The 26067-nt window shown below is 69.3% G+C and carries 27 protein-coding genes; 17 read left to right on the top strand and 10 right to left on the bottom strand.

The window, feature by feature from the left end:
• Positions 1-7 precede the first annotated feature (7 nt).
• From Q8Q85_05010 to Q8Q85_04975, 8 genes are all read left to right on the top strand, one after another.
• Positions 8-826: an acyl-CoA dehydratase activase gene (locus Q8Q85_05010; GenBank protein ID MDP3773608.1), complete on the top strand. Its 819-nt coding sequence runs from the start codon at positions 8-10 to the stop codon at positions 824-826.
• Positions 823-1647 carry an acyl-CoA dehydratase activase gene (locus Q8Q85_05005; protein MDP3773607.1) on the top strand — a complete coding sequence of 275 codons (825 nt, stop codon included), beginning with the start codon at positions 823-825 and terminating at the stop codon, positions 1645-1647. The genes Q8Q85_05010 and Q8Q85_05005 overlap by 4 nt, the downstream gene beginning before the upstream one ends.
• Entirely contained in the window at positions 1628-1891 is a 264-nt protein-coding gene (locus Q8Q85_05000) for a hypothetical protein (GenBank protein ID MDP3773606.1), read from the top strand. Before Q8Q85_05005 ends, Q8Q85_05000 begins: the two co-directional genes overlap by 20 nt.
• Positions 1888-2910: a zinc-binding dehydrogenase gene (locus Q8Q85_04995; GenBank protein ID MDP3773605.1), complete on the top strand. Its 1023-nt coding sequence runs from the start codon at positions 1888-1890 to the stop codon at positions 2908-2910. Before Q8Q85_05000 ends, Q8Q85_04995 begins: the two co-directional genes overlap by 4 nt.
• Positions 2907-3350, top strand: a complete 444-nt coding sequence (locus Q8Q85_04990; GenBank protein MDP3773604.1) for a hemerythrin domain-containing protein — start codon at positions 2907-2909, stop codon at positions 3348-3350. The genes Q8Q85_04995 and Q8Q85_04990 overlap by 4 nt, the downstream gene beginning before the upstream one ends.
• Before the next feature lie 106 nt (positions 3351-3456).
• Entirely contained in the window at positions 3457-5085 is a 1629-nt protein-coding gene (aceB, locus tag Q8Q85_04985) for a malate synthase A (GenBank protein ID MDP3773603.1), read from the top strand.
• A 19-nt stretch (positions 5086-5104) separates the two neighbouring features.
• Complete coding sequence (aceA, locus tag Q8Q85_04980; GenBank protein MDP3773602.1) at positions 5105-6394, top strand: isocitrate lyase; 1290 nt, start codon at positions 5105-5107, stop codon at positions 6392-6394.
• A gap of 25 nt (positions 6395-6419) precedes the next feature.
• Positions 6420-6857 (top strand): nucleoside deaminase, encoded by a 438-nt coding sequence (locus Q8Q85_04975; protein ID MDP3773601.1) that lies wholly within the window; start codon positions 6420-6422, stop codon positions 6855-6857.
• Between the two features lie 9 nt (positions 6858-6866).
• On the opposite strand, the gene Q8Q85_04970 is transcribed toward Q8Q85_04975, so the two are convergent.
• From Q8Q85_04970 to msrP, 4 genes are all read right to left on the bottom strand, one after another.
• Positions 6867-7055: a hypothetical protein gene (locus Q8Q85_04970; protein ID MDP3773600.1), complete on the bottom strand. Its 189-nt coding sequence runs from the start codon at positions 7053-7055 to the stop codon at positions 6867-6869.
• Positions 7056-7298: 243 nt separating this feature from the next.
• Positions 7299-10190 carry a UvrD-helicase domain-containing protein gene (locus Q8Q85_04965; GenBank protein ID MDP3773599.1) on the bottom strand — a complete coding sequence of 964 codons (2892 nt, stop codon included), beginning with the start codon at positions 10188-10190 and terminating at the stop codon, positions 7299-7301.
• Positions 10085-10777: a protein-methionine-sulfoxide reductase heme-binding subunit MsrQ gene (locus Q8Q85_04960; protein MDP3773598.1), complete on the bottom strand. Its 693-nt coding sequence runs from the start codon at positions 10775-10777 to the stop codon at positions 10085-10087. The genes Q8Q85_04965 and Q8Q85_04960 overlap by 106 nt, the downstream gene beginning before the upstream one ends.
• A 10-nt stretch (positions 10778-10787) precedes the next feature.
• Entirely contained in the window at positions 10788-11693 is a 906-nt protein-coding gene (gene msrP / locus Q8Q85_04955; GenBank protein ID MDP3773597.1) for a protein-methionine-sulfoxide reductase catalytic subunit MsrP, read from the bottom strand.
• Between the two features lie 147 nt (positions 11694-11840).
• Here msrP and Q8Q85_04950 point away from each other — a divergent pair, with 147 nt between their 5' ends.
• Positions 11841-12596 carry a rhomboid family intramembrane serine protease gene (locus Q8Q85_04950; protein ID MDP3773596.1) on the top strand — a complete coding sequence of 252 codons (756 nt, stop codon included), beginning with the start codon at positions 11841-11843 and terminating at the stop codon, positions 12594-12596.
• 4 nt (positions 12597-12600) lie between these two features.
• Here Q8Q85_04950 and efp read toward each other — a convergent pair whose 3' ends face one another.
• From efp to Q8Q85_04935, 3 genes are all read right to left on the bottom strand, one after another.
• A complete protein-coding gene (efp, locus tag Q8Q85_04945; protein MDP3773595.1) occupies positions 12601-13158 on the bottom strand; it encodes an elongation factor P in 558 nt (185 codons plus the stop codon).
• 186 nt (positions 13159-13344) lie between these two features.
• Positions 13345-15237 carry a ferrous iron transporter B gene (locus Q8Q85_04940; protein MDP3773594.1) on the bottom strand — a complete coding sequence of 631 codons (1893 nt, stop codon included), beginning with the start codon at positions 15235-15237 and terminating at the stop codon, positions 13345-13347.
• The gene (locus tag Q8Q85_04935) at positions 15234-15503 is read right to left on the bottom strand and encodes a FeoA family protein (GenBank protein MDP3773593.1); all 270 of its coding nucleotides are present in this window, start codon (positions 15501-15503) and stop codon (positions 15234-15236) included. The genes Q8Q85_04940 and Q8Q85_04935 overlap by 4 nt, the downstream gene beginning before the upstream one ends.
• A 187-nt stretch (positions 15504-15690) precedes the next feature.
• Between Q8Q85_04935 and Q8Q85_04930 the strand changes: the two genes are divergently transcribed.
• The 5 genes from Q8Q85_04930 (at position 15691) to Q8Q85_04910 (ending at position 20689) form a co-directional block, all read left to right on the top strand.
• Positions 15691-18069, top strand: a complete 2379-nt coding sequence (locus tag Q8Q85_04930; GenBank protein MDP3773592.1) for a DPP IV N-terminal domain-containing protein — start codon at positions 15691-15693, stop codon at positions 18067-18069.
• 25 nt (positions 18070-18094) lie between these two features.
• Positions 18095-18310, top strand: a complete 216-nt coding sequence (locus tag Q8Q85_04925; GenBank protein ID MDP3773591.1) for a J domain-containing protein — start codon at positions 18095-18097, stop codon at positions 18308-18310.
• Between the two features lie 18 nt (positions 18311-18328).
• On the top strand, positions 18329-19255 hold the full coding sequence (locus tag Q8Q85_04920; protein ID MDP3773590.1) for a proline dehydrogenase family protein: 927 nt from the start codon (positions 18329-18331) through the stop codon (positions 19253-19255).
• An 8-nt stretch (positions 19256-19263) separates the two neighbouring features.
• Positions 19264-19644, top strand: coding sequence for a cupin domain-containing protein (locus Q8Q85_04915; protein ID MDP3773589.1), 381 nt, complete (start codon positions 19264-19266; stop codon positions 19642-19644).
• A 109-nt stretch (positions 19645-19753) separates the two neighbouring features.
• A complete protein-coding gene (locus Q8Q85_04910; protein MDP3773588.1) occupies positions 19754-20689 on the top strand; it encodes an exopolyphosphatase in 936 nt (311 codons plus the stop codon).
• 206 nt (positions 20690-20895) lie between these two features.
• Here the strand turns inward: Q8Q85_04910 and Q8Q85_04905 are convergent, their stop codons facing one another.
• Positions 20896-21045 carry a hypothetical protein gene (locus Q8Q85_04905; GenBank protein MDP3773587.1) on the bottom strand — a complete coding sequence of 50 codons (150 nt, stop codon included), beginning with the start codon at positions 21043-21045 and terminating at the stop codon, positions 20896-20898.
• A 48-nt stretch (positions 21046-21093) separates the two neighbouring features.
• Between Q8Q85_04905 and Q8Q85_04900 the strand changes: the two genes are divergently transcribed.
• From Q8Q85_04900 to Q8Q85_04890, 3 genes are read left to right on the top strand one after another with little or no spacing between them, the layout of a single operon-like run.
• Complete coding sequence (locus Q8Q85_04900) at positions 21094-21300, top strand: hypothetical protein (protein MDP3773586.1); 207 nt, start codon at positions 21094-21096, stop codon at positions 21298-21300.
• On the top strand, positions 21300-23411 hold the full coding sequence (locus Q8Q85_04895) for a multicopper oxidase family protein (protein ID MDP3773585.1): 2112 nt from the start codon (positions 21300-21302) through the stop codon (positions 23409-23411). Before Q8Q85_04900 ends, Q8Q85_04895 begins: the two co-directional genes overlap by 1 nt.
• The gene (locus Q8Q85_04890; protein MDP3773584.1) at positions 23408-24847 is read left to right on the top strand and encodes an amidohydrolase family protein; all 1440 of its coding nucleotides are present in this window, start codon (positions 23408-23410) and stop codon (positions 24845-24847) included. Before Q8Q85_04895 ends, Q8Q85_04890 begins: the two co-directional genes overlap by 4 nt.
• A gap of 12 nt (positions 24848-24859) precedes the next feature.
• Here the strand turns inward: Q8Q85_04890 and Q8Q85_04885 are convergent, their stop codons facing one another.
• Complete coding sequence (locus Q8Q85_04885; GenBank protein MDP3773583.1) at positions 24860-25126, bottom strand: hypothetical protein; 267 nt, start codon at positions 25124-25126, stop codon at positions 24860-24862.
• A 14-nt stretch (positions 25127-25140) separates the two neighbouring features.
• A partial coding sequence (locus Q8Q85_04880; protein MDP3773582.1) for a M1 family aminopeptidase occupies positions 25141-26067 on the bottom strand: 927 nt, incomplete at its 5' end.

The following is a 26067-nucleotide window of genomic DNA, read 5'->3' as shown; positions in this document are numbered from 1 at the left end:
GCCGGCCATGGCCTACGCGGCGGGCGTGGACGTCGGGTCCACCCAGACCAAGGCGGTGGTGATCGACGAGGCCGGGACGATCGTGGGCCGCGCGCTCACCGACACCGGCGCCAACGTGATGCGGGCGGCGGAGCACGCGTACGCCGAGGCGCTGGCGAACGGCGACCTCCGCGAGGAGCAGATCGAGTTCGTGGTCGGCACGGGATACGGCCGCTACAAGGTGAAGTTCGGCAACACGCAGGTCACCGAGATCAGCTGCCACGCGCGCGGCGCGGTCCACCTGTTCCCCTTGACGCGCACCGTGCTCGACATGGGCGGGCAGGACACCAAGGCGATCCGGGTCCGGCCCACGGGCGAGATCGTGGACTTCTGCATGAACGACAAGTGCGCCGCGGGTACCGGGCGTTTCCTCGGCGCCGCCGCGGTGGCGCTCGAGCTCCCGCTGGAGGAGTTGGGACCGACCGCGCTGCGGGGAGAGCGCGCCGTGAAGATCAGCACCACCTGCACCGTGTTCGCCGAATCCGAGGTGCTCTCCTGGCTCGGCAAGGGCAAGAAGATCGAGGACATCCTGCTCGGCGTGCACGAGTCCATCGCCTCGCGGTCCATCGGCCTGCTCCGGCGGGTCGGGATCGAGGAGCAGGTCACCTTCACCGGGGGGGTGACCAAGAACCGCGCAATGGTGGTGACGCTCGAGAAGCGGCTTGGCCTCGGCGTGAACGTCGGAGACGACTCGCACTACATGGGCGGGCTCGGCGCCGCGCTGTTCGCGCTCGACCGCATCCTGGCCGGCCGCGAGCCCGCCCACGCCCCGGGGAGCGCCTCGTGACCATCACCGCCGGGATCGACATCGGCTCCACCTACACCAAGGCGGTCGTCGCCGCCCCTGACGGCGCGATCCTCGGCCGGGCGATGGAGCCGACGGGCTTCAAGCTCACCGCCGCGACCGAGCGCGCGTACGCGCGCGCTCTCGACGAGGCCGGCCTCGCCCGCACGGACGTCGCCTACGTGGTGACCACCGGCTTCGGCCGGCACCAGGCCGCCTTCGGCGACGCACAAGTCACCGACCTCACCGCCGCGGCGCGGGGGGCCGCGCATTTCTTCCCGGGCACGCGGACCATCCTCGACGTCGGCGGCCAGACCATGAAGGCCAGCCGGATCGGCGCCGACGCCAAGGTCCAGAGTTTCCGCCTCAACGACAAGTGCGCCGCCGGCACCGGGGCGTTCCTCGAGAAGACCGCGCGCTACCTGGGCTACGGGACGGACGAGATCGGCCCGCTGGTCGCCACCTCGAAGCAGCCTGTCCCCATCTCCGGCGTCTGCGCCGTGTTCGCGGAGTCCGAGGTGATCAACCAGCTCTCGGAGGGCGCCGCCCCCGCGGACATCATGCACGGCGCCATCGCCTCGCTGGTGGACCGCGCGGTGCAGCTGCTCACCCGCGTGCGCATGGAGCCGGAGTTCACGCTGATCGGCGGGATCCTGCGCTTCGAGCGGATGGTCGCGGTCGCTCGCCAGGCGCTCGGCGCGCCGGTCAACGTGCCGCCGGGCGACCTGGTCCAGTTCACCTCGGCGTTCGGTGCGGCGCTGCTCGGGCAGCGCCGCCTGCGGCGCCTTGCCGCGGAAGCCGGTCGTGCCGATGCCGCCGCCTGACGCCGGCTGGGAGCGGCGCTTCGTCGCTGACCCCGCGCGCACCCGGGAGGCGGCGGAGATCTATGCCGGCGCCGGCTTCGAGGTGCGGTCGGTTCCGGCGCGGCCCGGCGACCAGGCCGGCGGTGCGATGCGCGACGGCTGCGAGACGTGCTGGCTCGCCCAGGCGTTCGGCTTCCAGGTGATCTACACGCGCCAGCCCGGCCCCGGTGGGCAACCGGTGCCGCGCAGCGGAGGCGAACCATGAAAGCCGCGGTGTTCCATGGAACCGGCCGGCCGCTCGAGATCACCGAGCTCCCCGATCCGACGCCCGGCCGGGGCGAGGTGCTGGTGCGCGTGGCCGCGTGCGGCCTGTGCCACACCGATCTCCACTACCTCGACCACGGGGTGAAGACCTTCAAGACCCCGCCGCTCGTCCTCGGCCACGAGGCCGCCGGCACCGTGGCGGCGCTCGGCCCTGGGACCGACGGGTGGAAGCCCAACGACCGCGTGCTGGTGCCATCGGTGTGGGCATGCGGGCGGTGCCGCTTCTGCCGGATGGGGCGCGAGAACCTCTGCGCCAACCTGGTGATGCCCGGCAACCACGCCGACGGCGCCTTTGCCGAGTTCGTCGTGGCGCCGGCGAAGGAGCTGGTGAGCGTGCCCGCGAGCATCCCGCTCGAGCGGGCCTGCGTGATCGCCGACGCGATCTCCACCCCGTTCCACGCGGTCAAGCACCGCGGGAAAGTCCGACTCGGAGACGCGGTCGCGGTGGTGGGCTGCGGCGGCGTGGGGCTGAACGTCGTCCAGTGCTCGGTCGTGGCGGGTGCGACGGTGATCGCGGTGGACGTGAACGAGGCGCGCCTTGAACTCGCCAAGAAGCTCGGCGCGCGGCACGCGATCAACCCCGCCGCGACCGAGCGGGTGGACAAACAGGTCCGCACCCTCACCGACGGGGGCGTGGACGTGGCCTTCGAGGCCGTCGGCACGCCTAAGACCATCGACCTCGCGTTCAGCCTGATCCGGAAGGGCGGGCGGCTCTGCGTGATCGGCTTCGCGAGCGAGCCGGTCACGATCAACGCCGGGAAGGTGATGTTCTACGAGCTGGAGATCTGCGGCAGCCTGGGCTGCGGGGGCGGCGAGTATCCGGAGATCGTGGCGCTCGTGGAGTCGGGCCGCATCGACCTGGAGCCCATCGTGAGCGGCACGCTGCCGCTCGGGGAGATCAACGAGGGTTTTGACCGGATGCGGCGCGGCGAAGGGATCCGCTGGGTCGTGACCCCGTGATCGACCCGCTCAGCCGCTTCGAGGCGGAGCACGAAGAGGCGCTCGACGCGCTCGCGAGGCTGGAAACCGCCGCCCTGGGACTGCAGCGCGGCGAGCCGGCGGGCCCCCACCTGGCAGGTGCTCACGCCGTCCACTCGATCCTCACGACCGCGGTGAAGGCGCACAACGAGGCGGAGGAGCGCGCGCTATTCCCGCTCCTGGGCGGCGAGGCGCCGACCGCAGTCTTCGTCGAGGAACACACTACCCTTCGCGATCTGGAGCACCAGCTCGAGCTGGCACTCGCGGCCGGTGACGTGGGGCGAGTGGCGACGGCCGCGCTCCTGATCGTGGACCTGCTTCGAGCCCACATCGCCCGCGAGAACGAGGTGCTCTTCCCGATGGCGCGGGAACTTCTCGGCGCCGCCGGCCTCGCCGAAGCCGCCCGCCGACTCTCCGCCTAGCCGCCCCCGCAACCCGAGGCGGGACGGAGTTCGGCTGGAGGACGGGGAGTCGGACCGGCGCAGAACTTGCTATCTTCGTGTGAAGTCCCCGTTTGGAGAGTGCTCGATGTCCGCCGCCGCCGTCGATCACCGCGCCGACCTCAACGCGTCCCTGGGCAAGGGAGGCCTCGAGCTGCGCGGTCCGGTGAGCGGGGCCCACGCCGAGGTCCTGACCCCGGACGCGCTCGCCTTTCTGGCCGCGCTCCACCGGACGTTCGAGGGGCGGCGCCAGGAGCTGCTGGCCCGACGCGCGACGCGGCAGCGCGAGATCGAAGCCGGCGCCCTCCCGGACTTCCTCCTGGAGACGCGCGAGGTCCGCGAGAGCAACTGGACCGTCGCGCCGATCCCCAAGGACCTCCAGAACCGCACGGTCGAGATCACCGGTCCGGTGGACCGGAAGATGATCATCAACGCGCTCAACTCCGGCGCCAACGTCTTCATGGCCGACTTCGAGGACTCCAACTCACCGACCTGGGCCAACAACCTCGACGGCCAGTTCAACCTGCGTGATGCCGTCCGCCGCGAGATCTCCTTTCAGGGCCCCGAAGGGAAGCGTTACGAGCTTAAGCCCGAGACCGCGGTCCTCTTCGTACGGCCGCGCGGGTGGCACCTGCAGGAGAAGCACCTATTCGTCGACGGCGCCCCGATATCGGGGGCGCTGTTCGACTTCGGGCTCTTCTTCTTCCACAACGCGAAAGAGCAGATCGCGCGCGACGAGGGGCCGTACTTTTACCTCCCGAAGCTGCAGAGCCACCTCGAGGCTCGACTCTGGAACGACGTCTTCAACTTGGCGCAGGACCACCTCGGCATCCCGCGCGGCACCATCCGGGCGACGGTGCTGATCGAGACCATCCACGCCGGCTTCGAGATGCACGAGATCCTGTGGGAGCTGAAGGACCATTCGGCGGGGCTCAACTGCGGGCGCTGGGACTACATCTTCAGCTTCATCAAGACGTTCAGGAACCGGGCCGAGTTCGTGCTGCCGGACCGCGCTCAGGTCACGATGGACCGGCACTTCCTCGACGCTTACGTGCAGCTGCTGATCCATACCTGTCACCGCCGCGGCATCCACGCGATGGGCGGGATGGCGGCGCAGATCCCGATCAAGGGGGACCCGGACGAGAACGACTGGGCGCTGGAGAAGGTGCGGCGCGACAAGCTGCGCGAGGTGAAGGCGGGCCACGACGGGACGTGGGTGGCGCACCCGGGCCTGGTGGGGATCGCGCGCGACGTCTTCGAGGTGCACATGCGTCCGCCCAACCAGATCCCGCGCCGCAGGGACGACGTCCACGTGACTTCACACGACTTGCTCATGCCGCACGCCGGGGCCGTCACCGAGCGCGGGCTTCGCACCAATATCGACGTTGGGATCCAGTACCTCGAGGCGTGGCTGGGCGGTAACGGCTGCGTCCCGATCTACAACCTCATGGAGGACGCCGCGACCGCGGAGATCTCCCGCAGCCAGGTGTGGCAGTGGATTCGCCACGGCGCCAAGCTCGACGACGGCCGGCCGGTGACGCGCGAGCTGGTCCAGGAGACGATGGCGGAGGAATTGGCGCACCTGCGCGACCGGCTGGGCGCGGAGCGGCTCGACGGCGGGAAGTTCGACCTCGCCGCCAGGCTCTTCACCGACATGATGACCCGCGAGGACTACCCCGAGTTCCTCACGATCGCGGCCTACGAACACCTCGACTGAACCCGTACTGGAGCACCCGATGGACCAGAAGACGTTCGTCACGAATCTCGAGCAGCGGTGGAAGACCTCGCCGCGGTGGAAGGGCATCACGCGCACCTACACCGCGGCTGACGTCTGGCGGCTGCGCGGCACGATCGAGATCGAGCACACCATCGCGCGGAAGGGCGCGGCGCGGCTCTGGAAGCTGCTGCACGACGAGCCCTACATCGCGGCGCTGTCCGCGCTCACCGGCGCGCAGGCGGTGCAGCAGGTGAAGGCGGGGCTCAAGGCCATCTACCTCTCGGGCTGGCAGGTCGCCGGCGACGTGAACACGGCGCTCGAGACCTACCCCGACCAGAGCCTCTATCCGGCTGACAGCGTGCCGCAGCTGGTGGAGCGGCTGAACAACGCGCTAATGCGGGCGGACCAGATATCGCACCTGAGGAACGAGCACGAGGTGGACTGGCTGGTGCCGATCGTGGCGGACGCCGAGGCGGGTTTCGGCGGGCTGCTCAACTCGTACGAGCTGATGAAGCACATGATCTGGAAGGGCGCATCGGGCGTCCACTTCGAGGACCAGCTCGCGTCGCTCAAGAAGTGCGGGCACCTGGGCGGCAAGGTGCTGGTGCCGACCAGCGAATTCGTGGTGAAGTTGATCGCGGCACGGCTCGCGGCGGACGTATGCGGCGTTGACTCGGTCCTGATCGCGCGAACGGACGCGCTGTCGGCGACGATCCTCGCCAACGATATAGACCCGTACGACCGCCGGTTCGTGCTGGGCGACCGGACGGCCGAGGGGTTCATCCGCGTGCAACCCGGCATCGAGTCGGCGATCGCGCGCGGGCTCGCGTATGCGCCCTACGCGGACCTGCTCTGGTTCGAGACGGGCAAGCCGGACATGAAGGAGGCCGAGGTGTTCGCCGAGGCGATCCACGCGAAGTTCCCCGGCAAGATGCTCGCCTACAACTGCTCGCCGTCGTTCAACTGGAAGATGCACCTCAACCACGACCAGCTGCTCGGCTTTCAGAAGACGTTAGGCGCGATGGGGTACCGGTTCCAGTTCGTCACGCTTTCCGCGTTCCACGCGCTCAACCATTCCATGTTCGCGCTGGCGCTGGACTATCGGGACCGGGGGATGGCGGCGTACGCCGACCTGCAGTCGCGCGAGTTCGCCTCCGAGAAGGACGGCTACGAGGCGACGCGGCACCAGGAGTTCGTGGGGGCGGGCTATTTCGACGCGATCACCGAGATCGCGACGGGTGGCAAGGCCTCGACGCTGGCGCTCGAGGGGTCGACCGAGAGGGAGCAGTTCCACCCGGCCGCGTCCTAGCGCGGCCGCGTCTCCGGGCAACGGCATGGACGAGTTCATGCGTCAGGCCGTCGCGGAGGCGGAACGAGGCCTCGCGGAAGGCGGCATCCCGATCGGCGCGGTCCTCGCGCACGAGGGGCGCATCCTCGGCCGCGGGCACAACCGGCGCGTCCAGCGCGGCAGCGCCGTATTGCACGGGGAGATGGACGCGCTCGAGAACGCCGGTCGCCAGCCCGCAGCGGCCTATCGCGCGTGCGTGCTCTACACCACGCTGTCCCCGTGCCCGATGTGCAGTGGCGCCATCCTTCTATACGGCATTCCGCGCGTCGTGGTCGGCGAACACCGCACGTTCATGGGCGACGAGGAGCTGCTCCGCTCGCGGGGCGTGATGGTCGAGGTCCTCGACGATCCGACCTGCCTGCGTCTCATGCAGGATTTCATCCGCGCGTACCCGCAGCTCTGGAACGAGGATATCGGCGCGTGACACGGCCGGTCACAACGACCTGATACCGCCCGCCTTCTCGATTCGGCGCCTGGCGTTCGCCAGCCATCGGAACACCCATGCGAAGTCGGTGATCTCCGAAAGCGCCAGCGCCATGAAGTACAAGTAGCCGGCGGCGATCACGCGTTGGGGCTCGTCCGTCCACGGCAGGCCGGCCCCCGGCAGGCGCTGGTGCGCCACAACGTCTTGCGTGAGGCCGAACGCGGGCAGCGGAATTGTCGCCGAGCCAGACGACGCCCATGAAACCCGAACTGTGGATGATGACGAACTCGAGCAGCATAACGCCCATCAAGTTGGCGACCATCCGCCGCCCGAGCGCGTCCGGCACCATCTAGGTGACGACGAACGTCGCTCCGAGGGCGAAATCGGGGAGCGCGGAGACCAGGCCAAGTGCCGAAGCGCTTCCGGCCATGCGGCGACGGGTCATGGCGTCGTGGCGATGAGGGGGACGAGCTCCATCTCGTCCAGGAACCGGCTCCCGCCCGCGTCGGTCCCGAAGCGCCGGTCCACCCGCGTGAGCACCAGCCGGTCTCGAGCGCGCGTCATCCCGACATAAAGCAGGCGCCGCGCCTCCTGGATCTCGGCCTGATCGTCGTTGTCCAGCGTGCGGTGCCCGGGCATCTGGCCGTTCTCGACTCCCACGACGTACACCCGCGAGAACTCGAGCCCCTTGGTGGAATGCAGCGTGAGAAGATTGACGCGGTGCGGGTCAACGTCCGCGCCCTCCGACGTAGAGAGCGCCACGCGCTCGAGGAACCGCTCGATCTCCTCGTCCAGCCAGTCGGCCTCACTCGCGTCGAGCAGCGTCTGCAGTCGCGCCACCGCCTGGGGATATCGTCTGGCGGGATCCACGTCCTCCCGCAGCTTCTCCATCAGCCTCCGCCCGCCAAGGCGCTCGATCACCTCTACCACCGGCGGCGCACCGGCGGCCTTCTCCAGTTCGGCGGCATAGATGTCGAGGCAGTCGCTGAAGCGACCCAGGGCGTGGATCCGCGCGAGCTCGAGCAGAAGCCCGTGCTCGGTGGTGGACCCGCGCGGCGATTCCAGCACCAGCGCCACCGCCAGCCAGTCGAGCACCTTCACGAGCACCGACTTCCGGGTGCGCACGATCTTGCGGCGGGACAGCTCGCGGAAGACTCGCGCCAGCGTGACCGAGTCGTCGAGCGCGCGGTGCGAGCGGCCGGTGTCGATGCCGAACCGGTGGGCCAGGTCCTCCAGCTTGGCGCTATCGCTCGACAGCGACCGCGCCAGCGGCAGCGTGTCGTAGAACACGAGCGACTCGACACCCTCCATGCCGGCGGCCGCGCGGCGCAGCACCGGCACATCGAAGGTCTGCGCGTTGTGGGCGACGAGCGTGTCGCCGCCCGCGAACTCCCGGAATTTCGGCCACACCTCGGCGAACGGCGGCGCTTCCTTCACGTCGTCGTCCGTGTACCCATGCGCCAGCCTGGTGGCCTGCGCCGCGATCGGCCGAGTCGGCCGCACCAGGGAGTGGAAGCGGTCCGCGATCTCGCCGTCCCGCACCCGCACTGCCGCGATCTCGATGATGTCGCACGTCGCGGCATCCTTGTCCGTGGTCTCGAGGTCGAACGCCACGAACCCGGGGAACGGGTCGCCGGCGTCCCGCGCGTGCCCGACCTGAAGCGCCTTGAAGAGGGTGAGCGCGTCCACCTCCCCGAGCCTCAGGTCGTCCAGCGCCGGAGGGAATGCCTCCCCCTCGTGCGAGAGGATCCGGTACCCGGCGCCGAACAGCATGCCGCGCAGCGCGATCTCGAGGCCGCCCCGGCGCGCGATCACCACGCGCGCCTTCGAGCGCAGCGCGTCCCCGAGGCGTCCGGCCAGCGCGACCGCCGCGGGGACTTCGGCGGGATCGGTCAGCTCGTCGTGATGCTCCTCGAGCACGTTGCGATAAGGGCCGAGACGCTGAGAGAGGAGGTCGTCCACCAGCGAGCCCAGCGAGGCGTGGGACTGGTGCAGCGCGATCAGGTTCTCGACCTGGAAGACCAAGCGCCAGAGCTTCTTCCCGTCGGGGTCGCCGCGCTTCGCGCCCGCGAGGTCGCGCACCGCGAGCATGAAGTCCTCAGGGCCCGCTACCGTCGAGCGGAGGATCTCCTGGAGCAGAGTCTCAGGCAGCACCTTTCGCGCCAGCGCCTCGGCGGCGGCCGGGTCGCGCGGGTCGCGCATGAGGCGCAGCGCCGCAATCACGTAGCCGATCACCGGGTCCTCGTGCAGCGGCCGCCCTCGCGCCATCCGGCAGGGGACGCCGGCCCGTAGGAAGCAACCCTCGAGGAGGTCGCCCACCGCGTGGGTGCGATAGAGGACCGCGAAATCGCCCCAGCTGAGCCCCGTCGCCTCGCGGTCCGCCACGAGGTCAGAGAGCATCCACGCCGCCTCGGCGTCCTCGCTCTCGAACGCACGGGCCGCCACGTCATGCTCGGAGGCCCGCTCGGCGGAGAGCTGCTTGTCGAACAGGGTCGGGTTCTCGGCGAGCAGGCGGCGCGCCGTCTCGAAGATCTGCCGCGAGCAGCGGTGGTTCCGGTCGAGGACGATCGGCCGGGGGAGGCCGAACTCCTCCTGAAACTGCTTCAGGATGCGAGGGTCGGCGCCGGTCCACGAGAACACCGACTGCTCGTCGTCACCGACCGCGAAGAGGTTGTGGTGCGGCTCCACCAAGTGCTTCAGGATCCCGTACTGCGCGGCGTTCAGGTCCTGGAACTCGTCCACGAGCACGTAGTCCCAGCGCGCCGCGACCATTCGCGCGACGTCGGGCCGCTCGTCCAGGAGCCGCGAAGTGGACGCGACCAGGTCGTCGAAGTCCAGCAGGCTTCGTTGACGCAGCCAGGCGACGTACTCCTGGAACAGCCGCTCGTCTCCGGCCGTCAGCTTCGCGCCCTTGAGCCGCTTCCGGCCGAACGCCTGGAGCACGTAAGACGCGCGCTTGCCCGGCACGCGCAGCCGCCGCAGCACGATCTTCTGATACTCCTCGTCGGCGACTCCGAAGCCCTGGCGCAGACCGATCGCTTCGCCGTGCTCTCTGAGGATGCCGAGGCAGAGCGCGTGCAGGGTGCCGCGGGTCACTTCTTCGGCGCGGGCGCCGAGGGAATTGTGCAGCCGCTGCGCGATCTCTTCGGCGGCCTTGTTGGTGAAGGTGACGGCGCAGATGCGCGCCGGCTCGACGCCGAGGTGCTCGATGAGGTGGCCGACGCGGCCTATGAGGCAGAAGGTCTTGCCGGCTCCGGGGCCGGCGACGACGAGGATGGGGCCGAGGGGAGCCTCGATCGCGCGTCGTTGTTCCGGAAGAGGGTGGAACTCCACGCCGACAATCTACTGCGCGGCACGAGCCGCAGCGCCAGCAGTACGATCAGGATCACCCCGTAGCGCGTCGGCACCGAGATGTCGGCCTTCTGCGACCACACGAAGTGAACGACGCCGGCAAGCGCGGTCACGTAGATCAGGCTGTGCAGCGGCACCCACTTCCTGCCGAGCCGCTTCACGCTCTTCGCGGTGGACGTGAAGGCGAGCGGGATCATGAGTACCAAGCCGGTGAACCCCACGGTGATGTACGGCCGCTTGGCGATGTCCTTCACGATCTCCTGCCACGCGAAGAACTGGTCGAGCACGAGGTAGATGAGGAAGTGCAGCACGATGTAGAAGAAGCCGAACAGGCCGAGCATCCGCCGGTACCGCCCCGCCCCGTTCCAGGCCGTAACCCGGCGCAGCGGCGTCACGGCGAGCGTCACCGTGATGAGTGTGATGCCCCAGAAGCCGGTGCGGTGAGTGATGTCCTTGATGACCTCGGCCTCGAGGTTCCCCGTGAGCCCGTCCACGACGAGCTTGCCGAGGGGGACGAGACAGAGCAGGAACAGCGCGGGCTTGGCCGCCCGCTTGATCAGCCTCGGCATGACGACCGGCTCAGTAGTTCCGCCTCAGGTCCATCCCGGTGTATAACGACGCCACCTGATCCGCATAGCCGTTGAAAGGCAGGGTGGGCCGGCGCAGGAACTCTCCGATGCGACGCTCGCGGGCCTGGCTCCAGCGCGGGTGGTCCACCTCGGGGTTCACGTTGGCGTAGAAGCCGTACTCGTCCGGCGCGACCAGGTTCCACGTGTTGGCCGGCTGCTGCTCGCTGAACCGGATGCGAACGATGGACTTCGCGCCCTTGAATCCGTACTTCCACGGGATCACGACGTGGAGCGGCGCGCCGTTCTGGTTGGGGAGCGGGCGGCCGTAGAGCCCCGTGGCGATGATGGTGAGCGGGTGCATCGCTTCGTCCATGCGCAGCGCTTCGACGTACGGCCACGGCAGCACGCCGCGCCGCTGGCCGGGCATCTGTACCGGGTCGAGGAGCGTAGTGAACTCGACGAACCGGGCGCGCGACGTGGGCTGAACACGGTTGATGATGTCGCGCAGCTGGACGCCGTTCCACGGGATGACCATCGACCACGCTTCGACGCAGCGATGCCGGTACACTCGCTCCTGGACCGTCAGGCCGCGGAGCAGGTCGTCGATATCGTAGCGCGCCGGCCGGGCTACCTCGCCCGAGATCTCCACCGTCCACGGCCGCGGCCGCAACGTCCCCGCGTTCTCCGACGGGTCTTCCTTCCCCGTGCCGAACTCGTAGAAGTTGTTGTAGCCGGTGATCTGCTCGAACGAGTTGGGCGCGTCGTCGCGCTGCCTCGGCAGCGCGGCCCCGAGGCGCGGGAGCGCGAGGCCGGCCGCGGCGAAGCCGACCGCGGCGAGGAACTTCCGGCGGTCGAAGTACAGCTCCTCCGGCGTGATCTCGGAGGTGGGGATGTCGGGCGGGCGGCGGATCAGCATGGCGGCGTTCCTCTGGCCGCGCACTCAGGGCGCGGCGAAACTCCTACATATTACGTCGGCAATGGGTGAAACGGATTACCCGAGCAATCGGTTCCCGTTCCCCGGTTTGGGTGGCGCGCGTCGCACCGCGGGACTAGCCTAGGTACCATGACACCTTGGGTCGCGCGCCTCATCTTCGCCAACGTCTTCGTGCTCTTCGTCGGCATGGGCCTGCCCGGCCTGATGTCGCTCCTCGACCTCGTGCCGGCGCTGCTCCTCACCCAGCCATGGCGCGCGTTCACCTACCAATTCGTGCACGGCGGTTTCACGCACCTCTTCTTCAACATGCTGTCGCTGTTCTTCTTCGGACCGCAGCTCGAGCTCCGGCTGGGCGGGCGGCGCTTCATCGGGCTCTACCTCGTGAGCGGTCTGGGCGGCGCGGTGCTGTCGCTGCTCACGCCCTACGCGCACATCGTCGGCGCGTCGGGAGCGGTCTTCGGCGTCATGCTCGGTTACGCCCGCTACTGGCCGCGGGCGAAGGTCTACCTGTACGGGGTCTTCGGTGTCGAGGCGCGGTGGCTCATCGTGTTCATGGTGGCGGGCGGGCTGATGGGCGGGTTCGGCGGCGCCCGATCGGGCGTAGCACACTTTGCCCATCTGGGCGGCTTCGCGGGCGGATACCTCTATCTCAAGTGGGCGGAGCTGCGCTCGCCGGCGGCACGGTTCCAGGCCATGGCCGGCTCGGCGCCCGGTCGGGTCAGCGCGGCTCAGACCGAACGCTGGGCGCGCATCCGCCCCGAGACGCTGCACCCGGTCAACCGCGAGGAGTACGAACGGGTCGCGGCCAAGCTGGCGGAGCACGGTGTGACCGGCCTCTCCGCGGACGAGCGATCCTTCCTCGACCGCTTTAGCCCGCAGACCTGAGTCGTTACTTCGCCCGCTCCAGATACTGGCCCGACCGCGGGTCCACCCGCACCCGCGTCCCCTCCTCGAGGAACTCAGGCACCTGGATGGTAGCGCCGTTGTTCAGCTTGGCCGGCTTGGTGCTCGCCGTCTTGGTCGCGCTCCGCATCACCGGCGACGTCTCCAGGATGGTGTACTCCATCGCCGCCGGAAGCCGGATGCCCACCGCCGTGCCGTTCAGCAGCTCGGCCTGGAAGTGCATCTCCGGCTCCAGCCACTGCGCCATGTCGCCGACGATCTCGTTGCTGAGCGTGGACTGGTCGTAGTTCTCGGTGTCCATGACGTGCACGCCCGAATCGTCGCGGTACATCACTTGGTACTCCTTCACGTCGAGCCGCGCCTCCTCGATGAAGTCGGTGGCGGCGACCCGCGTGTCGAAGGTGTTACCGCTGATCAGGTTGCGCATCCGGAGCTGCACGAACGCCCGCAGGTTGCCGGGGGTCCGGTGTTGGAAGTCCATCACACGGCAGGGCTGCCCCTCCATCAACAGGACGTGCCCTTTGCGGATCTCGGTCGCCTTCATGTTCGCCCTGCACTGCTGAGTGTGAAACAACGAAGCGCCGCCCGAGACCTGGACTTCCGGCCATCGGCGGCGCCCCGGAACCGGGCGGAAACATAAGGGGGCGGGCGCCGGTCTGCCACCGGGCTGGCGCCCGGGCTCCGGTGCGCGACACCACCGGCGCCCCGACCCGGGCCGGCGCCCGGAGGGTCAGCTCGCGACCAGCCGGCCCACGATCTGGTTGGCCGCGAGCGCGCCCAGATAGGCGAGCGTCAGCATGTAAGTGAATTGGAGCAGCGGATACTTCCAGCTCCCGGTCTCGCGCCGCACCACCGCGAGCGTCGAAACGCACTGCATGGCGAACGCGAAGAAGACCAGGAGCGCCACGGCGCCGCCCGGCGCCAGGTTCTTCCGCAAGGCCTGCTGCAGTCCCGCCGACGACTCCGAGCCTTCGACGCCGTGAATGGCGCCGAGCGTGCCCACGATCACTTCGCGCGCCGCCAGCGAGGTCACCAGGCCGATGCCGATCCGCCAGTCGAATCCGAGCGGGGCGATGGCGGGTTCGACGGCGCGGCCCAAGGTCCCGGCGACGCTGTCGGCGATCGCGGGCGCCCGGCCGTCGGTGAGCGGCACGTGCGCCAGCAACCACAGCGCCACGGTGACGCCCAGGATGATGGTCCCAGCGCGGAGGAGGAAGATCTTGGCCCGGTCGACGAGGCGCAGGCCGAGGGAGCGGAAGGTGGGCCAGCGGTACGGCGGCAGCTCGAGGATGAACGGCGCTCGCCCGCTTCTCAGGATGGTGGACTTGAGCAGCCGCGCCGTCGCCACCGCCGCCAGGAACCCGAGGACGTAGAGCCCGAGCAGCGCTGCGGCTCGGGTGCCAAGCAGCGGCCCCAGCACCCGCCGCTCCGGCAGGAAGGCGGCGATGATGAGCGTGTATACCGGCAGACGCGCCGCGCAGGTCATGAACGGCGCGATCAGTATCGTCGCGAGGCGGTCCCGGCGGTTCTCGATCGTCCGCGTGGCCATGATCGCCGGCACCGCGCACGCGTATGCCGAGAGAAGCGGGATGAACGACTTTCCCTGCAACCCCACGCGGGCCATCGTGCGGTCCGTGATGACCGCCGCGCGGGCCAGGTACCCGGAGTCCTCCAGGATCCCGATGAAGAGGAACAGCAGCAGGATCTGCGGGAGGAACACCAGCACCGAGCCCACGCCGGCCCACACGCCCTGCAGCAGCAGGTCCCGCAGCATCGATGCAGGCAACGTGGCGCCGATCCAGTGGCCGGAGCCGACGACGAGCGCTTCGACGCCGTCCATGAATGGCCGTGCCACGGTGAACATCGCCTGAAATACCGCGACCACGACGGCCAGGAAGACCAGCGGGCCAAGGGCGGGGTGGAGGAAGACGGCGTCGAGGCGCCGCGTCCAAGCGGGCGGCGCCGGCGCCCGATAGGCCGACTGGTCGGCGATGCGCCCCGCCCACAGGCGGCACGCCGGCACGTTCTGGATGACGGGCAGCTCGATGCGGGCCGGGACCGCGAACGTGCCCTCGAGGAACCGGCGCACCGTATCGAGGCCCTCGCCGCGGGTGGCGCTGACCAGTGCGACCGTCGCGCCGAGCTCGGCCGCCAGTTGCGCCGTGTCGAGCGTGCCGCCCCGCGCGCGCAGCTCGTCGGCCATGTTGAGCACCACCAGGGTCGGAAGCCCGAGCGCGAGGACCGGCGCGGCGAGGGCGAGGTTGCGACCGAGGTTGGTGGCGTCGAGCACCAGCAGTACCGCGTCGGGACGCGGGATGCCGGGCATGCGGCCGTGCAGGACCCGCTCGACCACCCGTTCGTCCTCGCTGCGCGGCGTGAGCCCGTACGAGCCCGGCAGGTCGATCAGCGTCATCGTGCGACCGTCGCGCAGCGACACCGTCCCGGCCCGCTGCTCGACCGTGACCCCGGGATAGTTGGCGACCTTCTGCCTGAGCCCGGTGAGCCGGTTGAAGAGGGTGGACTTGCCGGAGTTCGGCGCGCCGACGATCGCCACCGTGCCCGGGCGGGTCCGCTTTCCGCGCCGCGCCGGCGTATCCAGCACCGGTGTGTGACAGGCGCTCACGACACGGCCTCCACCACGATGTGCCGAGTCGTCTCGCGCCGCAGCGCGACCTCGCTGCCGTCCACCCGGAAGACGCGCGGGTCGCCGCCCGGCGCGCTGGGCCCGGCCGTCACGCGGCTTCCGGGGATGAAGCCCAGCTCCATCAGCCGGATCGCGACCTCGGCCTCCAGATCGAGCGTCACCACCGAGGCCGTGTCGCCCTCGGAGAGCTCGGCCAGGGATCGCGCGGAAGCCGCGGGTCGGGAATCGGGAGCGCTCTTGTTCACGAAGGAAAAAAGCGACCCCGGGGGCCAAGCCGCCGTGAAGCGAGAATGAAGGAGGCTTCACAATGACGCAACGGCGGGCCGTCTCCCTGCGTAAGCGTACACTAGCTACGATCTCGTTTTCCCTGCACTTTGTTCCCGCCACCCTCCCCAGGGGGCGGCGCGCCCGACCCATCGGAGGATCGCAGTGATGAGACCCGTGCTCCGCAGCTGCACGCTGGCCGCCGTGCTCGCGTTCACCCCCATCATCCTGGCCGCCCAGCAGGTGGACTACACCCGCGCCGAGCGGTTCCTGCCGTGGAACGCATCGCCCATCGTGGCCGGCGACTCGGTGCGGCCCAACTGGATGGTGGACAAGACGCGCTTCTGGTACCGCAACAAGACCGGCAGCGGCGCCGAGTACGTGGTAGTGGACCCGGTGCGTAACACCCGCCAGCTGCTGTTCGACAACGGGCGCCTCGCCGCGGCGATGTCGGTGGCGCGAGATACCGCCTACGAGCCGGGCCGGCTCCCGTTCACCAGCTTCCGCTTCACGGACCACGAGCGCGCCATCGAGTTCAGCGCCAACCGCAAGCGCTTCGTGTGCGTGCTGGCCACGTACGCCTGCACGGTGAGCGACACGCTCCCCGACCGTCGCCGCTTCGTGGTCTCACCCGACTCGACGACGGAAGCGTTCGTCTCCGGCTATAACGTCTGGGTGCGGCCCTTCCGCCGCCCGGGAGACACCACCACCACGCGCGACTCGACGCAGCTCACCACCGACGGCATGCGCGACTGGTGGTACGGCCAGGGCGATCCGGGCCCGCAGCAGCAACTCCGGCGCCGGCCCAGCGGGCCGCCCAACCTGCGCTGGTCGCCCGACTCCCGCAGGATCGCCGCGAACCGCCAGGACGTGCGGGGCGTGGGACTGATGCCCTACATCTCCTACACGTCGCAGCGGCCCCGGATGTTCACCCAGCCTTACGCCCTGCCCGGCGACACCATCATCCCCAAGCCCAGCCTCTACGTGATCGACGTGACGAGCCGCCAGGCCGTACGGGTCGAGCTGCCGGCGCAACCCGCACAGCTCTCCCTGGGCGGTACGCCGCGCGACTCGTTGTGGACCAGCGACTCGCAGAAGCTGCACTTCACCTTCCAGACCCGCGCCTCCAAGGCCATCTACCTCATCGAAGCGGACGCCGCCACCGGGCAAAGCCGCGTCCTCGCCGCGGACTCGGCGCGCACGTGGGTCGAGACCAGCCCCCAAGACCCGGCCAGCTGGTACACCACGCGCGACGGGCAGGACCTGATCTGGTGGTCGGAGCGCGACGGGTGGGCGCACCTCTATCGCTTCGGCCCCGACGGCCGGCTCAAGAACCAGATCACCTCGGGCGCGTGGGCCGTGGGCTGGGTAGCGCACGTGGATGAGATCGCGCGCCAGATCTACTTCACCGCCCGGGGCCGCGAGCCGGGCCGGCTGCTCTACTACGCCCAGCTCTATCGGGTGAACTTCGACGGCACCGGGCTCACGCTGATCACGCCCGAGGATGCCAGCCACGAGGTGACGTTCTCTCCGGACGGCCGGTTCTTCGTGGACAGCTACTCGAGGATCGAGCGCCCGCCGGTCACCGTGCTGCGCGCGGCGCCCGACGGCCGCGTTATCCGCACTTTCGAGACCGCCGACGTCTCACGCCTCGCCGCCTTCGGCTGGACGCCGGGTGAGGTGTTCACCACCAAGGCGCGCGACGGCGTCACCGACATCTACGGCGTGATGTACCGCCCGTCGGACTTCGACTCGACCCGGCGCTATCCGATCGTCGAGAACATCTACCCAGGCCCGCAGGTGGGGAGCGTGGGCCGCTGGGCGTGGAGCAGCGGTGCCGAAGCGCGCGCCGTCGCGGAGCTGGGGTTCATCGTGGTCCGCATCGACCACCTCGGCACTCCGCTCCGGTCGAAGGCCTTCCACGACAACTACTACGGCAACTTCGGCGACAACGGGCTCCCGGACCATGTCGCTGCGCTCCGCCAGCTGGCCGCGCGCTACCGCTGGATCGACATCGACCGGGTGGGCATCTGGGGCCATTCGGGCGGCGGCTTCGCCTCGACGGACGCGATGCTGCGCTATCCCGACTTCTACCGGGTGGCCGTCTCCAGCTCCGGCAACCACGACAACCGCAGCTACAACATCTACTGGGCCGAGAAGTATCAGGGGCTGCTGGTGCGCGACACGGTCCGGCGCACCGACAACTTCACGGCGTCGGCCAACCAGACGCTCGCCGAGAACCTTCGGGGCCACCTGCTCCTCATGCACGGCGACATGGACGACAACGTCCACCCGGCGATGACGATACAGCTCATCAACGCGCTGACCCGGGCCAACCGCGACTACGACTTCATCATCGCGCCGGACCGGCCGCACAGCCTTACCGAGCCGTATTTCATCCGGCGGCGCTGGGACTATTTCGTGCGCTACCTCGCGGGCATGGAGCCGCCGCGCAACTACGAGATCAGGCGGCCCGAGGGCGCCGGCGCGCCCGCCGCCGACAACGAGCCCAACGAGGACGGCGGCTGGGACGCCCACTGGCCGTAACGGCGGACGCAGCGCAAGCTTCAGGATGGAACCGCGTCGCGCGTATCGGGTTCTCGGCCTCCTTCCGGGCAAATCCCCGGAAGAGGTCAAGCGCGCGTACCGCGACCTGGCGCAGGTCTGGCACCCCGACCGCTTCCCCGCGGACTCCCGGCTGGCGAAGAAGGCGGAGAACAACCTGAAACGCATCAACGAGGCGTACTGGGTGCCATCGTACTCGTCATCGCTCTCTTCCTCACCGTGATCCTCTAGGCCGACACCCATGTCCCTCGCCCGAACCGTCCTGCTGAGCGCGTCCCGGAGCCGCTGGCTCGCCGACCAGATGATGCGCCGCGCCTTCGCGCGCCGCGCCGTCAAGCGTTTCATGCCCGGCGAGGATGTGACCGATGCGTTAGGCGCCGCACAGACGCTCGCCGCCGGAGGCATCGGCGCCGTCGTCACGCAACTGGGCGAGAACCTGACGAGCCTGACTGAGGCGGAAGCCGTGCGCGATCACTACCTCGGCGTCTTTGACCTCATCAGGGAGCGCCGGCTCGCCTCACAACCTTCCGTGAAGCCCACCCAGCTCGGCCTCGACCTGTCGTTCGAGGCGTGCCTTTCCAATCTCGAGACGCTGGCCGCGAAGGCCGACGCCGACGGATCGCTGTTGTCGATAGACATGGAGGACTCGAGCTATGTGGACCGCACGCTCGACCTCTTCCGGAAGCTGCGCGAGAAGCACGAACGCGTCGGCCTCGCCCTTCAGGCCTACCTCTACCGCACGCCTAAGGACCTGGACGCGCTGCTTCCGCTGAAACCGATCATCCGCCTCGTGAAGGGCGCCTACGCCGAGCCGCCCGCGGTCGCGTTCCCGAAGAAGGCCGACGTGGACGAGGCGTACTTCGCGTTGGGCGAGAAGCTGCTGGGCGCCGCGGCGAAAGGCGGTGCGCCTCCGATCTTCGGCACCCACGACATGCGGCTGGTCGCGCGCCTGGCGGCGAAGGCAGCTCAGCTGGGGGTGAAGGACGGCGGGTTCGAGATCCACATGCTCTACGGCATCGGGTCATCCGACCAGCGGGCGCTGGTCAGGGCGGGGCACACGGTCCGGGTGCTGATCAGCTACGGCAGCGCCTGGTTCCCGTGGTACATGCGGCGGCTGGCCGAGCGGCCGGCGAACGTGTGGTTCGTGGTGAAGAGCCTGCTGGGCTAGGAGGAACGATGGGAGACGCACGGCAGGGGGTCGTCCGGCCGGCGGGCGACGTGCCGGGGACGAAGGTCGCGGCCGGCACGGCGACCGAGGTGCAGGTGCTGGTGGGCCCCGACCAGGGCGCGCCCAACTTCGTCCTGCGCCGCTTCATCATGGGAAAGGGCGGCGGCATGCCGCGGCACACCAACCTGGTCGAGCACGAGCAGTACGTGCTGCGCGGCCGGGCGCGGATCACGATCGGCGACGCGGTCCACGAGGTCGGGCCCGACCACACGCTGTACATCCCGGCAGGCGTGCCGCATTCGTACCAGGTGGTCGAGGGGCCGTTCGAGTTTCTGTGCGTGGTGCCGAACAGCCCCGACAAGGTCACGATCCTCGAGAAGGGCTGCTGATCGACCCGGGGCGCCATGGCGGCCGATCGCTGCCGCGCGGTAGATTGGGCCCCGCCCGCGGTGACGACTTCACGCTCGACGCCATCGCTCAACCGGAATGGAGTGACTCGTGGCCGACCAGCGCTATCGCCTCGTGACCCGCAGCGACTTCGACGGCGTGGCCTCCGCCGTGCTGCTCAAGAGCCGCGATCTTATCGACGACATCCTGTTCGTGCACCCCAAGGACGTGCAGGACGGGAAAGTCGAGATCACCGAGCGCGACATCACGACCAACCTGCCGTACGCGCCGCGGTGCCACCTGGCCTTCGACCACCACGCCAGTGAAACGGTTCGGATCGGCGGTAAGGCGCCCGCGAACCTGGTGCTCGACCCGGACGCGCCGTCGGCCACGCGAGTCGTTTACCGGCACTTCGGTGGCCGGGACGCGTTCCCCTCCGTCTCGGAGACGTTGCTGGCCGCCGTGGACAAGGCGGATTCGGCGCAGTTCACCCGAGAGGAGATCCTCGATCCCCAGGGCTGGGTGCTGCTCGGCTTCCTGATGGATTCCCGGACCGGCCTCGGGCGGTTCCGGGATTTCGGCGTGTCGAACTATCAGCTCATGATGGCGCTGGTGGATTACTGCCGGCGGCAGGAGGTGGACGAGATCCTGCGGCAGCCGCACGTGGCGGAGCGGGTGGCCCTGTACCGCGAGCACCGGGAGCCGTTCCTGGCCCAGCTCAAGCGCTGCGCGACGGTTCATGGGAACCTCGTGGAGGTGGATCTGCGGGGCGAGGAGACCATCTACGCGGGCAACCGGTTCGTGATCTACGCGCTCAACCCGGCGTGCAGCATCTCGATGCACGTGATGGGGGGCCGGGCGAAGCAGAACACGGTGTTCGCGATCGGGAAGTCCGTCCTCAACCGGACGTCGAAGACGCACATCGGGGACCTGGCGCTGCGCTACGGCGGCGGCGGGCACGATGCCGCGGGCACCTGCCAGGTGGACAACGACCGCGCCGGGACGGTGCGCGCGGAGCTGATCCGGCAGATCACGACCGACGGCTGACCGTTGCCGGTCGGTGGCCGATCACGCGCATTGCAGCGGGCGCCCGCGATCGAATCGAGAAGGTGGCACGACGGGGAACTGTCCTCGCAGTCGGAGTCCATGTGCGCGAGTATCGACCCGCTATTCGTGGCACCGGCTTGGCCGTCGCGGTCAGCCTCGCTCGTCCTCGACGAGGGCTGCTAGCGCCCCGCGCGGCCTCCGCCCGGCTAGCTGATCTCCGCCAGCGCCAGGGCGAGGTTCGCGGCGCTCTGCATCCGGCCCTCCGGCCGCTTGGTGAGCAGGCCCATGACCACCGCGCTCAGCGCCGGCGGGAGATCCCCGACCAGCTCGGCCGGCGTAGGCGGGACCTCGCTCACTTCGTCGGCCAGCGCTTCGCTGGGCGGCTCGCCAACGACCGCCGCGACGTGCTGACGCTGCGCGAGGCTGTACTCGTCGAAGGCGAGGCGGCGCAGAGGAACACGCTGCGCTGGGAGGACTACTCGCAGACCGCGATCGACCCGAGCGACGACTGCACCATCCGGTACGTCGGCGACTACCTGCGGCGCGACGCCACCCGTTACTCGTCGCGCATCGGCGCCTTCCGCATGCCCGGCTGCAACCCGCGCCGGTAGTGCTCGCGCGCTTCCTGTTCGCTGCCATGCTCGCGGCCGCGCCCGCGGCGGCACAGGAACCATGCACGGTGGCGCCCGGAAGCCTCGGCGCGAGCCGGGATCTCTACTGTATCGAACTCCTGCCCGGCGCCGCGGCGGACTCCGCCTCGGGCACGGCGCAACTCGACTGGATCGAAGGGCCGTTCACCGTCGCCGTGGCCGCGGACGGCACGCATCGCTGGCGTATCACCTTCCGGCTCAAGGGTCTGCCGCCCGTCACCGGGCCCCGACCCGGCTACGTCGCCTGGGCCGCGCCGCCCTCCATGTCTCCGATGGTCAAGCTGGGCGTGGTGCGCGAAGGCATGACGCGCACCGGCGCGCTCGCCTTCGACCGATTCTATCTGCTCGTGACGGCGGAGCCCGATACGCTGGCCACCGAGCGACACGGCGCGGTGCTGCTGCGCGGCGAGTCGGCGGGAAACCGCATGCGGCCGGCCGACACCTACCAGTACTTTCTCGGTGCCCTGAGCGGCAGCGACCCACATCAGCACCATGCGACCACGGACTCGCTCGGCTGGACACCGGTGCCGATGTATCCAGGGCTCGAGATGCTCCCGTCGGAAATGGCGCTTCGGCCCGAGACTCGCGCCTGGTCGCCGCCTGACGACCCGCACATTCCTCCTGCGGTGCCGCGGCGTATCGTCAGGCTGGCCGGCGGCGACACACTCGAACTCTCCGCCGACCTGGTACGGCGCACCATCGCCGGCCGTACGTACACGATGTTCGGGTTCAACGGCCAGTACCCGGGCCCGCTGCTCGAGGTGTCGCAGTCGGCGAGCATCACGGTGCGCTTCACCAACCAGCTGCCGCTTCCTTCGACGGTGCACTGGCACGGGCTGCGGCTGGAGAATCGCTTCGACGGCGTACCGGGCCTGACCCAGCCCGAAGTGCCGCCCGGCGGATCCTTCGTCTACACGCTGCGCTTCCCCGACACCGGCATCTACTGGTATCACCCGCACGTGCGCGAGGACATCCAGCAGGACCTCGGCCTCTACGGCAACATCTTCGTGAAACCACCGGCCGGCACGTTCGGGCCGGCGCACCGCGAAGCGTTTCTGATTCTCGACGATATCCTCATCGGCGAGAACGGCCCGGTTCCGTACGGCGCGGAGTCGGCAACGCACGCCGCCATGGGACGGTTCGGCAACACCTTTCTCGTCAACGGCGAGCCGGCGTGGCGCCTCAACGTCCGGCGCGGCGAGGTGGTGCGCCTCTATCTGACGAATGCCTCGAACACCCGCACCTTCAACGCGTCATTCGGCCCGGGGGCGCGCATGAAGGTCGTCGGGTCGGACCTCGGCGCCTTCGCGCGCGAAGAATGGGTGGAGAGCGTGGTGATCGCGCCCGCCGAGCGTTATGTGGTTGACGTGCGCTTCGAGAGGCCGGGACGCGTCGCGCTGCTGAATCGCGTACGGGCACTCGATCACCTGAACGGCCGGTTCTTCAGCCGCACCGACACGCTGGGAGTCGTCACGGTGTCGAACACTCCGCACCCCGCACCCCGCACCCGGTTTGACACGCTGCGCACCAGCCCCGCCGCCGCGGAGCTGGCGCGCTTCCTCGCCGGCGCCGATCGGCCCGTGGATCGCACGCTCGAGCTGCGCGTGGACTTTGCCGGCCTGCCGTTCGTGAGTGCCCAGCTGATGCGGCTCGACTCGATCTTCTTCAATCCGGTCGAATGGGACGGGACGATGCCCGGCATGAACTGGGCGACGACCGCACGCCAGGCGCACTGGGCGCTGCGCGATCCGGCCACGGGCTTGGAGAACATGGATGTGCGCTGGCGCTATCGCGTTGGCGACATGGTGCGTATTCGCCTGGTGGGCGCGCGCAATACGCTGCACGGCATGCAGCATCCCATTCACCTGCACGGCCAGCGGTTCGTCATATTGGCAGTGAACGGGATCCGGAACCAGAATCCTGCCTGGAAGGACACTGCGCTCGTGCCGGCCGGCGGCAGCGTGGACCTTCTGGTCGAAATGTCCAACCCCGGGCGATGGATGCTCCACTGTCACATCGCCGAACACTTGCAATCCGGGATGATGATGGCCCTGGATGTGGAGGAACCGTGACGAACCGCACGCTCCCGCTCGCCGTACTCGCCGCCGCCGCGCTCGGCTCGATCACCGCGTCGGCCGCGGCGCAGCGTCCCCAGCTCTCTCCGGCTGTCCGGCGGATGGTATCCGTGGACACCTCCGTGGTCGCGATCACCAACGTGACGCTGGTGGACGGCACGGGGTCCGCCGCGCGGCGCGGGCAGACGATCGTCCTCCGCGACGGGCGCATCGAGTTGGTGGGGCCGACGGGACGCACGGCCGTTCCCGCGGGCGCGCAGGTCATCGACGGCGCCGGACACACGGTCATCCCGGGGATCGTCGGACTGCACGATCACCTCTACTACACGGCGTCGGGCGGCCGCGCGATGCAGATGAGCTTCACCGGCCCGCGGCTGTACCTGGCCTCCGGCGTGACGACGATCCGCACCACCGGCAGCCAGTCGCCGTACGCCGACATCAACCTCAAGCGCAACGTGGACGCCGGAAACGTGCCCGGCCCTCGCATTCACGTCACGACGCCCTACCTGACCGGCGAGGGCGGCGGGGGCTCGATGTCCGTCGTCACGACGCCGGAACAGGCCCGCCGGTTCGTGGCGTACTGGGCCGAGGAAGGCGCGACGTGGATCAAGTTCTATACCGACATAACGCGCGAGAACATGCGAGCCGCGATCGAGGAGGCGCATCGCCGCGGCATGCGCACCACGGGCCACCTGTGCTCGGTGACGTTCCGTGAAGCCGTGGAACTGGGCATCGACGACCTTTCGCACGGCGCGCTGACGGCGACCGACTTCCATCCGCGCAAGCAGCTCGACCGCTGCCCGCCCGACAACTTCGCGGTGCTGGACACGCACGTGGTGGCCGACGGACCGATCGGCCGCGATCTCATCGCGCTCATGGTGCGCCGCAACGTCTCGATGACGACGACGATGCCGGTGTTCGAGCTGTTCTATCCCCACCGGCCGGTCACCGACGAGCGCGTCCTCGGGCTGATGGCGCCGGACGTGCGGGCCGCGTATGTCGCCAACCGCGCCTTCATCGACACGACCAGCCGTCAGCCGCTCACGGCGGCAGGATTCCGGCGCGCGCTCGACTTCGACCGCGCGTTCTTCGCGGCGGGCGGCAACCTCGCCAGCGGCGTGGACCCGACGGGCAACGGCGGCGCGCTGCCGGGCCTCGGCGACCAGCGGGGCTACGAGTTGCTGATCGAGGCCGGCCTCACGGTGGAGCAGGCGGTGCGAGTATGCACCCTGAATGGCGCGAAAGTCCTGGGCATCGACGCCCAGCTGGGTTCGGTGGAAGCGGGCAAGACCGCCGACCTGGTCCTGTTGCGCGGCGATCTCACCGGCGATCCGGCGGTGATTCGCAACGTGGTGACGGTGTTCAAGGACGGCGTGGGCTACGACGCGCCGCGCATGATCGAGCAGGTGCGCGGTCGCGTGGGAATCAACTAGGCGTCAGGGCCGCTAGCCGGCGGGAATCTTCACGAACGCGATCTGTGAACCGTCCGGCGACCACCGCGGTGTTCCGACGGCGATGTCGCAACAGCTCGTGGACGTCTGGAGCGGCGTCGCGCTCGAGCCATCGACCTTGGCCAGCGAGAGCGCGTTGAAGCTGTCCAGCAGAATGCGGGTGCCGTCCGGCGACCAGTCGAGGTTGAGCGGAAAGAAGCATCCGGCGGGCGGCGGACAGAACGCCACCGGGTTCGACCCGTCGGCGTTAGCGATCCACATTCGCGTCGTGCCTGTCACCGCGATGCGCCTGCCATCCGGCGCCCAGCGCGCGCTGAAGACCGCCTCCGGGTCCCCGCCGGCGCGCCGGCGTTGCGCTGCGTCACGTAGAAGTTCTCGTCCACCACCAGCTCGGCCGCCTGCGGGGAACTCACCGCCAGGCTCTGCCACGCCTCCGTCGGGTGCAGCACCCGCGAGCCCATTCCCGGCACGTTCACCCTCACCGGCATGCCGAACCCGGGGACCACGTTCGCCCAGTGGAATGAGAGTGTTGTGCCCTCGACGCGATACTCGAACGACGGGATCATCGTCGTCGTCAGGTACTGCGCGAACACCTTGCTCAGGTCCAGTCCGGCCTCGCGGCTGATGTAGTCCCGGACCTGCTGCCCGGTGACGGTTTGGCGCCGGAACGTCTGGTTCAGGCCGCGCAGGATGCCACGCCACCGCGCGTCGTCGTCGATGATCGTGCGGATCGTGTGCAGCATGTTCCCGCCCTTGGGGTACATGTCGCCCGAGCCCGCGCGATTGACACCGAACGTACCGAGGATCGGGCGGTCGTTCCGGATGCCGCGGCGCGAGCCGATGATGTACGCGGCGCCGGCGCTCCTGCCCTGCTGGCATTCGGTGTAGATCCCCTCGGCGTAGTTCGCGAAACTCTCGTGCACCCACATGTCGGCGTGGTCCTGTGCCGAGATGTTGTTGCCCCACCACTCGTGGGCGCTCTCGTGGACGATGATGAAGTCCCACTGGAGGCCGAGGCCGGTGCGCGAGACGTCGCGCCCCAGGTACCCGTTCTGGTAGTGGTTGCCGTAGGCGATGCCGCTCTGGTGCTCCATCCCCAGGTGGGGCGCCTCGATGAGCTTGTAGCCGTCCTCGTACCAGGGATACGGGCCGAACCAGTGCTCGAAGCAGCGTAGCATCGGAGTCACCTGCTGGAACTGCCG

It is taken from the genome of Gemmatimonadales bacterium (assembly GCA_030697825.1).
GTDB lineage: Bacteria > Gemmatimonadota > Gemmatimonadetes > Gemmatimonadales > JACORV01 > JACORV01.
Note: the sequence above shows the minus strand (reverse complement) of the source record. Positions and strands in the feature narration are given on the sequence as shown.